We start from the raw sequence: 12,925 nt of genomic DNA on the forward strand, positions 1-12,925 counted from the left end.
GTGCTCAGCTCTGTTCCTTGGTTTTGGCCGCCACGAGGAGGGCGGTCAGGGCTTTGGTCAGGACCGCCCGCATGGCCTCGGCCTTCTCCTCGTTCCAGGCGACGGGGTCTTCGTCCATGTAGCCGCGGCAGGCGAGCTCCATCTGCAGCGCGTGCACGCGCTCGTCCGGCCGGCCGTAATGGCGGGTGATCCAGCCGCCCTTGAAGCGGCCGTTGACGATGCTCGGAAAATCCGAAGCGGCGCAGACATCGGCGACGGCCGCCTGCATTTCGGGCGCGCAGCTCGCCCCTTCATTGGTGCCGAGATTGAAGACCGGCAATTCGCCCTCGAAAAGTCGCGGGATGACGGAGCGGATGGAATGGCAGTCGTAGAGGACGGCAAAGCCGTGCCGGCTCTTCACGCGGGCGATCTCAGCTTCGAGCGCTGAATGATAGGGCGCGAACCAGCTCTCGCGGCGCACGTCGATCTCCGCCGCATCCGGCTCTTCGCCGGGGCGATAAAGCGGCTCCCCGTCGAAAGTCTCGGTCGGCACCAGCCCCGTCGTCGCCTGCCCGGGATAGAGCGAGGCGCCCGACGGGTCGCGGTTGACGTCGATGACGCTGCGCGACATCACGGTGTGCACGATGCTCGCATCGAGCTGCTTGGCGATCGGGCCATAGAGCCGGTCGATCCACCAATCGGTGTCGAGGATGGCCCGCTCGCGGCTGACGAGCCGCGTCTCGAGCTCCGGCGGGATTGCCGTTCCCGTATGCGGGAAAGACAGGATGAGCGGTGAGCCGCCGCGTCCGACGGTGATGAAATCGCGCAAGGATCAAGCCTCCAGATCGGGAAATGCCACGTCCCGGCATGCCGCAAGCGCCGCGCCCGCTTCCACGAGGCCCGCCGCCGCACCGAGATCGGGCGCAAGATAGCGATCATCCTCAAGCGCCGGCACCGCATCACGCAGCCGCGCCAGCGCCGTCTGCAAAGCGGGCGAGGTCTGAAGCGGCGCACGCAATTCCACGCCCTGCGCCGCCACCAGCCATTCGATGCCGATGATGCGCGAAAGATTGTGGTTCATGGGTCCAAGCCGCCGCGCCCCATGGGCGGCCATGGAGACATGGTCTTCCTGGTCGGCACTCGTCGGCGTGGAATCGGTGGAACAGGGATTGGCGCGCTGCTTGTTCTCGCTCATCAGCGCCGCCGCCGTCACTTCGGCGATCATGAAGCCCGAATTCAAACCGGGCTTCGGCGTCAGGAAGGCGGGAAGGCCGAAGGAGAGCGTCGGATTGACCAGCATGGCGATGCGCCGCTGGGCGATCGAGCCGAGTTCGGCGATCGCAAGGGCGATCTGATCGGCCGCGAACGCCACCGGCTCGGCGTGGAAATTGCCGCCCGAGACGATATCCCCGCTCTCGGTCAACACGAGCGGATTGTCGGTCGCCGCATTCGCCTCGATCCGGAGCGTGTTGCCGGCCTGGCGCAGAAGGTCGAGACAGGCGCCGGCGACCTGCGGCTGACATCTGAGGCAGTACGGGTCCTGCACACGCTCGTCGCCCTCGCGGTGCGATTCGCGAATTTCGGAATCGGCCATCAGCGCCCGCAGCGTCGCCGCCGCCGCGATCTGCCCGGGCTGGCCGCGCAGCGTGTGCATTTCTTCGCGGAAGGGCGCGGCAGACCCCATCGCCGCATCGGTGGAAAGCGCGCCCGTCACCAGCGAGGTGAGACCCGCGCGCCAGGCGCCGAAGAGACCGGCAAGCGCCATCGCGGTCGAACATTGCGTGCCGTTGATGAGCGCGAGGCCTTCCTTCGGGCCGAGCACGACGGGCTGAAGCCCCGCCGCGCGCATCGCCGCGCCGCCTTCCATGCGCGCGCCGTCATAGACGGCCTCGCCCTCGCCGATCATCACCGCCGTCATATGGGCGAGCGGCGCTAGATCGCCGGAGGCGCCGACCGAACCCTGCCGCGGCACCACAGGAACGACGGTCTTCGCCATCATGTCTTCGAGACAGGCGATAATCTCCCAGCGCACGCCGGACGCGCCGCGTCCGAGCGACAAGAGCTTCAGCGCCATCATCAGCCGCACGATCGGCGCCGGCAGCGCCTCGCCCACGCCGCAGCAATGCGACAGGATGAGATTGCGCTGCAGCTGCGCCGTGTCGGCCGGGGCAATCCGCGTCGAGGCGAGCTTTCCGAAGCCCGTATTGATGCCGTAGACGGCAGCCTCGCCGGCGGCCGCCTTTTGCACCTGCTCCTGCGAGGCTTCCACAGCCGGGCGGCAGGCCCGGTCGAGCTCGGCATCGAGACCATCGCGGTAAAGGCGTTCAAGCTCGGCGAGGGTGACGGCACCCGGCGTCAAAGTAAGCTTTGTCATCGTCCCTGCCTCACACGCTGCCAGAGCGGATTGAAGCCGATGCGGTAGGCGAGCTCGGCCGGATGCTCGATGTCGAAAATCGCAAGATCGCAGTCCTTTCCTTCGGCCAGCGTGCCGATCCGCGCCGCGCGCCCGAGGGCCTTCGCGGCTTCGCGGGTAACGCCGGCGATCGCCTCTTCCGGGGTGAGACGGAAGAGCGTGCAGGCCATGTTCATGGTGAGCGTGAGGGAGGTCATCGGCGAGGTGCCGGGATTGCAATCGGTCGCGATCGCGATCGGCACGCCCGCCGCGCGCAAGGCGGCAACCGGCGGAGACTGCTTTTCGCGCAGGAAGTAATAGGCGCCGGGCAGGAGCACGGCGACCGTGCCCGCCTTGGCCATCGCGGCAATGCCGTCATCGCCCAGATATTCCAGATGGTCGGCCGACAGCGCGCCATAGCGTGCGGCCAGTGCCGCCCCGCCGAGATCGGACAGCTGTTCGGCATGGAGGCGCAGAGGCAGACCGAAACCTTTGGCGGCGTCGAAGACTTTGGCGATCTGCTCCGGCGAAAAGGCGATCCCCTCGCAGAAGCCGTCGACCGCATCGGCGAGCTTTTCCGCTGCCACGAGCGGCAGCTGCGTCTCGCAGACCTCAGCGATATAGGCGTCCTTGTCGCCTTCTGTTTCGGGCGGCAGCGCGTGCGCCCCGAGGAAGGTGCGCACCACATCGACGTCCCGAAGCTCTGCGAGCCAGCCTGCGGCCCGCAACATCTTCACTTCGTCGTCCGGATTGAGCCCGTAGCCGGATTTCACCTCGATCGTCGTCACGCCCTCGGCGAGGAGCGTGTCGAGCCGCGGCAGCGCCGATTGGACGAGATCGTCTTCCGAAGCGGCCCGCGTCGCGGACACGGTTGAGACGATGCCGCCGCCGGCCTTGGCGATCGCCTCGTAGCTCTCGCCCTTCAGCCGCATTTCCCATTCCGCGGCGCGGTTGCCGCCATGAACGAGATGCGTGTGGCAGTCGATGAGGCCCGGAAGAATGAACCGGCCTTCGCAGTCGATCGTTTCTTGGGCGGCGATGGCCGGCATCTCGCTTTCGCGGTCGACGAAGACGATCTTGCCGTCTTTCGCGGCGAGCGCGCCACCTTCGATGATGCCGAGCGCGCCATCACCCGATCCGGCGCCGGATCCGGGTTCCAGCGTGGCGATGCGCGCATTGCGCCAGAGACGATCGACAGGTTCAGCCAAGCTCTTCCCTCGCCCTCATCATTTGTCTATACAAATAAGGATTAGCGAGGATAAAGCCGATGATCAAGCTCCGTTTCGACAAGGCTCTGTTGCCGACCGGCTGGGCCGACAATGTCGCGATCGACGTCGCCGAGGATGGCGCCATCGCAAAAATCGAGACGGGTCAAAGCGACGGCAGCCCCGCCTCCGGCATCGCCCTCCCCGGCCTGCCGAACCTGCACAGCCATTGCTTCCAGCGCGGCATGGCGGGGCTTGCCGAACGGCGCGGCGAGACAGCCGATTCCTTCTGGACCTGGCGCGAGGTGATGTATTCCTTCCTGGAGCGCCTGACGCCGGACGACGTGGAGGCGATCGCCGCAGAGGCCTGCGTGGAGATGCTCGAAGGCGGCTTCACCGCACTCGGTGAATTTCACTATCTCCACCATGCGCCGGGCGGCACGGCCTATAACGACATCGCCGAAATGGCCGGCCGCATCGTCGAGGCGACGCGCACGACCGGCATCGGGCTGACGCTCCTCCCCGTCTTTTATGGCGAGAACGGCTTTGCCGGCGAGCCGCTGAGCCCGGCACAGCTTCGCTTCGGCAACGACCCGGAACGCTTCGCCCGGCTTCTCGAAGCCTCCCGCACACACCTTGCGACGCTCCCGGATGCCCAACTCGGCATCGCGCCACATTCGCTGCGTGCCATCAGGCCAGAGATGTTCGACGACGTTCTGGCGCTTTGTCCCTCCGGCCCGTTCCACATCCACGCCGCCGAACAGACGAAAGAGGTCGAGGAATGCGTGGCGGCCCTTGGCGCCCGCCCCGTCGAATGGCTCCTCGACAATGTGGCGCTCGACCGCCGCTGGTGCCTCGTCCATGCCACGCATATGCTGCCGGAAGAAACCGAAGGGCTGGCGCGGTCGGGTGCGGTGGCGGGCCTTTGCCCGATCACCGAAGCGAGCCTCGGCGACGGCATTTTCGACGGCACCCGTTTTCTGGCCGCATCAGGCGCTTTCGGCGTCGGCAGCGACAGCAACGTCCTGATCAGTGCGGCCGAGGAACTGCGCATGCTGGAATATTCGCAGCGCCTCAAGGAGCGCGCGAGAAACGTCCTCGGCGAACCCGCCCTCTCCACCGGCCGCCGTCTCTATGAGGGTGCCGCCGCAGGCGGGGCGCAGGTACTCGCCCGCCCGATCGGTCGTCTGGAAGTCGGATGCCGCGCCGATATCGTGGTCCTCGACCAAGACCATCCGACCCTCGTCGGACGCGAGGACGACCACCTTCTCGACAGCTACATCTTTGCAGGCGGTCCGGCGGCGATCGCCGATGTCTATGTCGGCGGCGAGAAGAAGGTGGAATCCGGCCGCCACGTCGCCCGCACCGAAATCCGGGAGCGCTTTGCCGAGACGATGCGCCGGCTCGTCTCATGACGGCGGAGTTGAAGCTCGACGGCGAAGGCCCGCTCCACGACCAGATCCGCCGGGCGATCGCCGATCCGATTCTCTCCGGCTCCTGGGAAGCGGGAAAGCGCATTCCGCCGGAAGTCAGCCTGATGGAGACGTTCGGCGCCTCGCGCATGACGGTGAACCGCGCGCTCAGGGCCCTTGCCGATCAGGGGCTGATCGCCCGCCGCCGCCGCGTCGGCAGCTTCGTCGCCCCGCGCGCCGGCGAACACGCCGTCACCTCGATCGGCGACATCCGCCACGAAATCGAGGCCCGGGGCGAAAACTACGGTTACGAATTGATGCAGCGCCAGGAAGCGCGCGTATCCGCGGCGATGAGCCTTGCGACAGGCGTCGCGGCGGAGACGCCGATCCTGCACCTTCATTGCCGGCATTTCGCAAGCTCGAAGACCGCCGCGCTCGAAGACCGCTGGATCAATCTCACCATCGTACCGGAGGCCCGCGGCATCCCGTTCGAGGATATTCCGCCGGGCCCCTGGCTTCTGGAAAACGTCTCCTACACCGAAGGCGAGCACCGCATCGCCGCCATCCGCGCCGGCAGCACGGCCGGCGGTCTGCTTCAGATCGCCGATGACGAGCCCTGCCTCAGCGTCGAACGCCGCACCTGGCGTGGCAAGACCATGATCACCTTCGCCAACTTCGTCTATCCGGGCTCCAGCCACATCCTCTCCGGCCGTTTCCGCCAGGGAGCCTAGAGACATCGTCAGGCAATCATCCGGGAGGCTTCGCGGACCTGATAGGTGGAGTTTCGCACCCCCTGCGTCGCCGCCGCGATCGCAGCCATATTGTCCGTGATCGTGGTAACGCCGAAGGACGCCGTCTCCATATTCGAGGCCATGTCGCGGGTCACGGCGGACTGCTCCTCCATCGACGAAGAGATGCTGATGGAGATGGAGTTGATCTCGCTGACCAGCGCCGTGATCTCCTTCAACACATCCGCCGCCTCGCCCGTCACCGCCTGAACGGCCGCAATCTGCGTGGTGATGTCGTCCGTCGCCTTGGCGGTTTGACCCGCGAGATGCTTCACCTCGGAGGCGACGACGGCAAAACCCTTTCCGGCCTCGCCGGCACGCGCGGCCTCGATCGTCGCATTGAGGGCAAGAAGGTTCGTCTGGGCGGCGATGCTGTTGATGAGGCCGACGAAGTCGCCGATCCTCTGGGTCACTTCCGACAGCCCGCCGACGATGGCATTGGCGCGATCGCCCTTGCCGACGGCGGCTGCCGTGATCTCCAGCGCATGACCTACCTGCCGACCGATGTCCTCGATCGAGGCAGCGAATTCCTCGGCACCCGAGGCGACGGCCTGCACGTTGGTGGAGGTCTGCGTGGAGGCGCTCGCTGCGGAGGTCGCCTGCTGGCTGGCGTCGGTGATCTCCTTGAGGATCGCCTCCAGATCGACGTCGATCGACTTCTGAATGGCCTCCCGCTCCAGCCGCTCTTTGACCCGGTTGGTCTGGGTGGCGAACTTCACCACGCCGCAGACGTCGCCATTCTCATCGAAAATCGGATTGTAGGTCGCCTGGATCCAGATTTCCCGGCCACCCTTGCCGAAGCGGCGGTATTCGGCGGCCTGAAATTCGCCGTTGCGCAGCGCTTTCCAGAACTCGCGATAATCCGCGCTCTCGCGCTCCTTGGCTTCCAGGAACATGGAGTGATGCTTGCCGACGATCTCCTCCAGAGAATAACCGGTCGCCTCCAGGAAATTCGCATTGGCGTGGACGATCGTCCCGAAGAGATCGAATTGAATGACCGCTTGCGAGCGGTTGAGGGCGGAAAGCCAGGCCGCATCGGTCTCCGCTCGACGCTTCGCCTCCGTGATGTCGGTTGCGAATTTGACGATCTTGACCACCTTTCCCTTCGACATGACGGGATTGTAGGTCGCCTGCAGCCAGATACGCGCGCCCGACTTGCCGACACGCTTGAACTCCGCCTGCATGAACTTACCGGCCGCCAGATCCCGCCAGAAGTGCTCGTACGCCTCGCTCTGCCGATAGATCGCGTCGACGAACATCGAATGATGTTTCCCGACGATCTCACTGAGTTCATAGCCGACACAATCGAGGAAGTTTCGATTGGCCGTGAGGATCTCCCCGCTTGGCATAAATTCGATGATGGCGAGCGAACGATCGAGAGCCTCCACGATCAGTTCGGCATTCTTGGCTTTGGCAGAACGCAGCATAGTCTTCCCCAAGACCCCCCTCAGCGCTTCCGACCAAGGCGCGCATAAAGATGTAGAAGATCGACCGCGAATATATCGAATACCTTGCGCACAGCTTGCATCGCGCGCACGCGCAAAACTTCTAATAAGCTCAAGAGCCCTTCTTGCAGAACTCCCCAGCCTTTCCGCGTGATTTCAAAACTGGTCATTCTTCTTGTGCCGGGGAGACGCCAGAAAAGCCTGTCGGCACGGCAGGGAGAGCGGACCCGAGCGAGAAAACCCAGTCAAGATAATCGCACGAAGGCGGGAACGACCCTTCGGCTCGAACGCTGCGCTTCAAAGGCCGGTCGCTTGCGAAAACCCGCCGCCTTCACGCTGCCACGCGTTCGAGCACGAAGGCCGCACGGTCCTCAATGCTGGCGTAAGGCAGGTGCACAACCTCATAGCCGAGCTCCAAATAGGTTCTCTCCATCACCGCGCCGGTTTCCTGCGCTTCTGCGGCGTCCTGCTTGCGCTCCGCATCCTGCGCGAAGATCTCTGGCCACCAGGGCGCGAGAAAAACCCGCGGGTTGTATCGGTAAAGCTCGGCCGCCTTGCGCACATGATCGGGAACGCGAAGGCCGCAAAGCCGCAGATAGCCCATCACGTCCGGCACGCCACGATCCATCACCAGCGGGCCGGCGATGGGATGCGCCTCGCGGTGGGAGCGCAATTCCCATGAGAGCATGAGCTCGGCAAAAGCGGCCCGATCCGCCCAAGGCAGAGCGGATCCGCCGATTTGAACCTGATCCTGGATGATCGCGCGTCCCGCCTCCGGCATGGCGCGTAGCCCCGCCCGCGCGAGGGCTTCGATGAGCGCGGTTTTCCCCGAGCCGGGGCCGCCGGTCACCACGAACATATGATCGGCCAAAAACTCTCTCCTTCTCTTCGAATGGTATCGGCGCCGCACCCCGCGCGAGATCGCTCAGCCTCCGGAAAGCTCCACCACCCGGTCGAGGCCGAGGCGTGCAAGGAATGCGGTGTCATGGCTGACGACGAGGAGCGCGCCGTCATAGGCATGCAGAGCGCTCTCGAGGGCTTGAAGCGCATCGAAATCGAGATGGTTCGTCGGCTCGTCCAGAACGAGGAGGCCGGGCGGCTCGGCCTGGCCGATGGTGCAGGCGAGACCGGCGCGCAGGCGCTCGCCCCCGCTCAGGCTCCCCGCCTCCTGCAGCGCATCTTCCGCCCGAAACCGAAACCGCGCCAGGGCCGCGCGACATTGGTTCTCGTCCGCCTCCGGGTTCAGGCAGCGGAAATTCTCCCGCAACGAGAGGTCGGGACGCAGCAGGCTCACATGCTGGTCGAGAAACGCAAACGGCACGCAAAGATCGACGTGACCGCTTAGCGGTTCGAGCCGCCCGGTGATCAACTTGATCAGCGTGGTTTTGCCACAGCCGTTCGGCCCGGTGATGGCGACACGCTCAGGCCCGGTGACCGTCAGGGAAAAATCGCGAATGACCGGCGTCTCCCGCTCATACCCGCCGGTCACCGCATCGATCCGCAAGACCGTCTTGCCGCGGGGCAGACCAGTCGGCGCAAGCTCCATCGACAAGGGCCGCAGGATCTCGACGGACGCCCGCGCCTCGGCAAGCGCGTTCTTCGCCGTCTGAAGCCGTGCATCGCGCAGACGCGCATGTGCCCCGCCTGTCGCTTCGGCCCGCTCCTTTGCCGCATCCATCAGAATTTTCGGCTGGTCTCTCCTGGCGCGGGCCTTTCGTCCCCGGCTGTCCGTGCGCGCCTTGCGCTCCGCCGCCTGCTGCGCCCGTCGCCGCGCTTCGGCGAGAGTTTTCTCCGCATCCGCCAGTTCGCGCTCGGCGGCCTCAGATTCCGCGGCCTTCTGCTCGCTGAAGGCGCTGTAATTGCCGCCGTAGCGCACCGCTCCGAGCTGCGACAGCTCCACGATCGCATCCATCTCTTCCAGAAGCTCGCGGTCGTGGCTGACGATGATGGCGCCGCTCCCCCATCCGCGGATGAGCTCGATCACCGCCTGCCGCCCCGCACGGTCGAGATTGTTCGTCGGCTCGTCAAGAAGCAGGAAATCGGGCGCCTCGAAGACGAGAGCGGCAAGGGCGACACGCGTCCGCTCGCCGCCTGAGAGCGCCGCAAGCGGCGTGCACGGATCGGCGTCGAGACCGCAGCGGGAGAGTGCGGTCCGGATGCGCTCGGAAATCGTCCAATCAGCGTGACCAAGCTCGTCGACGCCCGCAAGGCCAGCCTCGGCGCGATCGATCAGGTCCAAGGCCGCGCCCGCACCGAAGACGTCCGCGATCGTCTCGCCGCCCGCGACCGCCATCTCCTGGCACATCAGACCGACCGTGCCATGAATGTCGACATGACCCGATGTGGGACGCAGTTCGCCGCAAATGAGCCGCAAGAGCGTCGTCTTGCCGATGCCGTTGCGCCCGACGAGGCCGACGCGCTCGCGGCCAAATCTCAGATCAACATCGCTGAAAAGCGGCACGCCGTCAGGCGTGGACCAGGAAAGATCGGAAAGGGTGAGCAACACGGACATGGAAAGACACTTCTCGCAGCGAGATCGGAAGGGCGAAAACAGCGAGATTTTTGTCCATGTCGAAGCAGCTCCTGTCCTGTCGACATCACGCGGGCGAAAAACGGCAAGGCCCGCGATCGATATGCCCGAGAACGCTCGGGGAGATTCTCACAGACAGTCCGCGCGGCCGATGCGGCAAGAGCGGAGGCGATGAAGCGCTTAAAAGAGAATCACATCGAAGAATGGTGGAGCCGAGGGGAATCGAACCCCTGACCTCGTGAATGCCATTCACGCGCTCTCCCAACTGAGCTACGGCCCCATTCTTTGGGAATGACCGATCAAACGAGGAGATCGGCCTTCAGGCTGCCGCCTTGGAGGCGGGAACCTTGTTCGGCCGGGGAGCGAATGCTCTCCGACCGAAGCGGGCGGAAACTATGCGCGACTTTGCCGTTTTGCAAGTCCCGAAAAATGCGAATTTTGCAGCGCCTCAGCGCTCCTCGTCTTCGTCGACGTCACCGAGGATGTCGGAGACGTCCTCATCCTCGTCTTCGTCATCGTCGAGGAAGGCGTCATCGTCGTCGTTGTCGATCTCCAACCCGTCGTCGTCGATCTCCGGAACGTCGTCGTCGTCGCTGTCGTCATCGGAAGACTTCGAATCGCTCGTCTCGCCTTCTTCCTCGTCCTCGGCCTCTTCGAGGGAGACGACATCCACGTCCTCATCCTCGTCGTCTTCCGCTTCGACGACGTCCTCGACCTCTTCCTCCTGCTCGGCCGCGGCCGCTTCTGCCGCCTTTTCGCGGGCGGACAGCTCATAGACGGTACCGCAATGCGGGCACACAATAGGATCACGATTGAGGTCGTAATACTTGGTGCCGCATTCCTGGCAAACGCGTTTGGTTCCAAGTTCTGGCTTGGCCACGTCGGCTAATCCTCGAATGTCAGAAAATCGCGGTCCCACTACCGGCCGGTGCTGCCCCTGTCAAACGCCTTCTCTGTGCATCTGTCTCGCGCGGGGCGCCCGCGGGGATGACCCCCGCCGGGGAGGATGCTAACGGGAGGGCGCCGGGGCATGTCCCGAAAGCGCTCCGGAAAGCATCCGCGAGACCACCTTGTCGCAGCATCATATGAGGACATCGCCCATGTCGGAAGCCGTTCCACGCCCGTCGACGGCACGCGCCTCCTCCAGCCTTTCGGGCCGCGTCACGGTGCCCGGCGACAAGTCGATCTCGCACCGCTCCTTGATGTTCGGCGCGCTCGCTCTCGGCGAGACCAGGATCACGGGCCTGCTGGAAGCGGCCGATGTTCTCGCCACGGCCGCCGCGATGCGCAGCTTCGGCGCCAAGGTCGAGCGGCATCCGGGCGGCGAATGGAGCGTCCACGGCCTCGGCACCGGCGGCTTTCTGGAGGCGGAAACCGCGCTCGACTTCGGCAATGCCGGCACCGGTGCGCGCCTCACCATGGCGCTTGCCGGCGCCCATCCCTTCGCCACGACCTTCCTCGGCGATGCCTCTTTGTCGCGCCGGCCGATGGGCCGCATCCTCGACCCGTTGCGGGAAATGGGCGTCGAGGTGATCGCCCGCTCCGGCGACCGTCTGCCTTTGACGCTCAAAGGCGCCTCCCCGATGGCGCCGATCGAGTACCGCGTTCCCGTCCCCTCGGCGCAGGTGAAATCGGCCGTCCTTCTCGCCGGCCTCAACATCGCCGGCACCACGACGGTGATCGAACCGGTGCCGACGCGCGACCACACCGAAAAGATGCTCAAAGGCTTTGGCGCCGATATCGAGGTAAAGACGACGGCCTCGGGCGAAGCGGTCATCCGCCTTCAAGGGCTGCCCGAGCTCAAGCCGCAGCCGATCGAGGTCCCGTCGGACCCGAGCTCCGCCGCCTTTTTGATCGTCGCCGGCCTCATCTGCCCGGATTCCGATATCGTCGTGGAAGGCGTTCTCCTCAACGAGCGCCGCACCGGCCTCCTGCAGGTGCTTCACGACATGGGCGCCGACCTGTCGATCGAGAACGAGCGCGAGACCGGGGGCGAGCGCCTGGGCGACGTGCGCGCCCGCACCTCGCGTCTCAAAGGCGTCACGGTCCCGGCCGAACGCGCGCCCTCGATGATCGACGAATATCCGATCCTTGCCATCGCCGCCGCCTGCGCCGAAGGAACGACCGTCATGCACGGGCTTGAAGAACTGCGCGTCAAGGAATCCGATCGGCTCGCCGCGGTTGCCGCCGGCCTCGCGGCGAACGGCGTCACCTGCGAAGAGGGCGAGGCGAGCCTCGCCGTCACCGGAGGCAAGGTGCCGGGCGGCGCCACCGTCACCACCCATCTCGATCACCGCATCGCCATGAGCTTCCTCGTTCTGGGCCTCGTCGCGGACAAGCCGGTGACCGTCGACGACGCCAACATGATCGCGACGAGCTTCCCGAATTTCGAGGAGACTTTGCGAAAGCTCGGCGCCGACCTCAAAGATCAGGAGCCGGCCTTCTCATGAGCGAACCTCTCATCATCGCCATCGACGGCCCCGCCGCCTCCGGCAAGGGAACGCTCGCGCGCCGGCTCGCCGCGCATTACGGCCTGCGCCATCTCGATACCGGCCTCACCTACCGCGCCGTGGCGGCCGAGCTTCTGGCCTCGGGCGAGGACGAACCGGATGTCGCCGCGGCCGTCGCCGCAGCGTCCCGGCTCGATCTTTCGACGATGGAGCGCGACCGCCTTGCCGCGCACGATATCGGCGAGGCAGCCTCCAAGATCGCCGTGATGGGCGAGCTCCGACGCGCCCTCGTCGAGCGCCAGCGGCAGTTCGCAGCCGAGCTGCCCGGCGCCGTCCTCGACGGACGCGACATCGGCACGGTCGTCTGCCCCGATGCCGCCGCCAAGCTTTTCGTGACGGCAAAGCCCGAGGAACGGGCCCGCCGCCGCACCGACGAACTGCGCGGCCGCGGCCGAGATGTCGACTACGAAGCCGTGCTTGAAGATCTGAAGCGCCGCGACGCGCGCGACATGCAGCGAGCCGATTCGCCGCTGCGTCCCGCAGACGACGCCCACTTGATCGATACCAGCGCAATGACTATAGAAGCGGCATTCCGCGCAGCTGTCGCGATTATTGATCGAGCCGTTTCGGCCCGCAGCGAGGCATGCCCTTCTTGAGGGTGTGCCTTTAGGGCTATCTGGAGATCGTGAAGACGGCGCGCGGGGAAACCGCGCCGTTTCGTCCC

11 protein-coding genes and 1 tRNA gene are annotated in these 12,925 nt (G+C 65.6%); 4 read left to right on the forward strand and 8 right to left on the reverse strand.

Annotated elements, in window-relative coordinates; all coding sequences use genetic code 11:
- Window positions 1-4: 4 nt before the first annotated feature.
- The 3 genes from hutG to hutI are packed head-to-tail and all read right to left on the reverse strand — an operon-like array spanning window position 5 to window position 3,579.
- Entirely contained in the window at window positions 5-808 is an 804-nt protein-coding gene (gene hutG, locus NYQ83_RS13915) for an N-formylglutamate deformylase (RefSeq protein ID WP_261215397.1), read from the reverse strand.
- A 3-nt stretch (window positions 809-811) separates the two neighbouring features.
- Window positions 812-2,353 (reverse strand): histidine ammonia-lyase, encoded by a 1,542-nt coding sequence (hutH, locus tag NYQ83_RS13920; protein WP_261215399.1) that lies wholly within the window; start codon window positions 2,351-2,353, stop codon window positions 812-814.
- Window positions 2,350-3,579 carry an imidazolonepropionase gene (gene hutI, locus NYQ83_RS13925; RefSeq protein ID WP_409977006.1) on the reverse strand — a complete coding sequence of 410 codons (1,230 nt, stop codon included), beginning with the start codon at window positions 3,577-3,579 and terminating at the stop codon, window positions 2,350-2,352. The genes hutH and hutI overlap by 4 nt, the downstream gene beginning before the upstream one ends.
- A gap of 59 nt (window positions 3,580-3,638) precedes the next feature.
- Between hutI and NYQ83_RS13930 the strand changes: the two genes are divergently transcribed.
- Together NYQ83_RS13930 and hutC are read left to right on the forward strand one after the other, a co-directional pair.
- A complete protein-coding gene (locus NYQ83_RS13930) occupies window positions 3,639-4,991 on the forward strand; it encodes a formimidoylglutamate deiminase (protein WP_261215400.1) in 1,353 nt (450 codons plus the stop codon).
- Complete coding sequence (gene hutC, locus NYQ83_RS13935) at window positions 4,988-5,719, forward strand: histidine utilization repressor (RefSeq protein ID WP_261215402.1); 732 nt, start codon at window positions 4,988-4,990, stop codon at window positions 5,717-5,719. The genes NYQ83_RS13930 and hutC overlap by 4 nt, the downstream gene beginning before the upstream one ends.
- An 8-nt stretch (window positions 5,720-5,727) precedes the next feature.
- Here hutC and NYQ83_RS13940 read toward each other — a convergent pair whose 3' ends face one another.
- From NYQ83_RS13940 to NYQ83_RS13960, 5 genes are all read right to left on the reverse strand, one after another.
- Window positions 5,728-7,203: a PAS domain S-box protein gene (locus NYQ83_RS13940; RefSeq protein WP_261215404.1), complete on the reverse strand. Its 1,476-nt coding sequence runs from the start codon at window positions 7,201-7,203 to the stop codon at window positions 5,728-5,730.
- Between the two features lie 349 nt (window positions 7,204-7,552).
- Window positions 7,553-8,080: an AAA family ATPase gene (locus NYQ83_RS13945; RefSeq protein ID WP_261216182.1), complete on the reverse strand. Its 528-nt coding sequence runs from the start codon at window positions 8,078-8,080 to the stop codon at window positions 7,553-7,555.
- Between the two features lie 66 nt (window positions 8,081-8,146).
- Entirely contained in the window at window positions 8,147-9,733 is a 1,587-nt protein-coding gene (locus tag NYQ83_RS13950) for an ABC-F family ATP-binding cassette domain-containing protein (RefSeq protein WP_261215406.1), read from the reverse strand.
- 222 nt (window positions 9,734-9,955) lie between these two features.
- Window positions 9,956-10,031: transfer RNA gene (locus tag NYQ83_RS13955), tRNA-Ala, on the reverse strand.
- 168 nt (window positions 10,032-10,199) lie between these two features.
- Entirely contained in the window at window positions 10,200-10,631 is a 432-nt protein-coding gene (locus NYQ83_RS13960) for a TIGR02300 family protein (RefSeq protein WP_261215408.1), read from the reverse strand.
- A gap of 220 nt (window positions 10,632-10,851) precedes the next feature.
- On the opposite strand from NYQ83_RS13960, the gene aroA reads away from it, so the two are divergent.
- Both aroA and cmk read left to right on the forward strand, forming a co-directional pair.
- Entirely contained in the window at window positions 10,852-12,201 is a 1,350-nt protein-coding gene (gene aroA, locus NYQ83_RS13965; RefSeq protein WP_261215409.1) for a 3-phosphoshikimate 1-carboxyvinyltransferase, read from the forward strand.
- Entirely contained in the window at window positions 12,198-12,857 is a 660-nt protein-coding gene (gene cmk, locus NYQ83_RS13970; protein WP_261215411.1) for a (d)CMP kinase, read from the forward strand. The genes aroA and cmk overlap by 4 nt, the downstream gene beginning before the upstream one ends.
- Window positions 12,858-12,925 lie beyond the last annotated feature (68 nt).

The organism is Afifella sp. JA880 (assembly GCF_025379905.1).
Lineage (GTDB): Bacteria > Pseudomonadota > Alphaproteobacteria > Rhizobiales > Afifellaceae > Afifella > Afifella aestuarii.

What these genes read in the sequence shown, in the direction of transcription:
- hutH (WP_261215399.1), bottom strand. Translation starts at nt 2,353, where the DNA reads ATGACAAAGCTTACTTTGACGCCGGGTGCCGTCACCCTCGCCGAGCTT.
- NYQ83_RS13930 (WP_261215400.1), top strand. Translation starts at nt 3,639, where the DNA reads ATGATCAAGCTCCGTTTCGACAAGGCTCTGTTGCCGACCGGCTGGGCC.
- hutC (WP_261215402.1), top strand. Translation starts at nt 4,988, where the DNA reads ATGACGGCGGAGTTGAAGCTCGACGGCGAAGGCCCGCTCCACGACCAG.
- NYQ83_RS13940 (WP_261215404.1), bottom strand. Translation starts at nt 7,203, where the DNA reads ATGCTGCGTTCTGCCAAAGCCAAGAATGCCGAACTGATCGTGGAGGCT.
- NYQ83_RS13945 (WP_261216182.1), bottom strand. Translation starts at nt 8,080, where the DNA reads ATGTTCGTGGTGACCGGCGGCCCCGGCTCGGGGAAAACCGCGCTCATC.
- NYQ83_RS13950 (WP_261215406.1), bottom strand. Translation starts at nt 9,733, where the DNA reads ATGTCCGTGTTGCTCACCCTTTCCGATCTTTCCTGGTCCACGCCTGAC.
- aroA (WP_261215409.1), top strand. Translation starts at nt 10,852, where the DNA reads ATGTCGGAAGCCGTTCCACGCCCGTCGACGGCACGCGCCTCCTCCAGC.
- cmk (WP_261215411.1), top strand. Translation starts at nt 12,198, where the DNA reads ATGAGCGAACCTCTCATCATCGCCATCGACGGCCCCGCCGCCTCCGGC.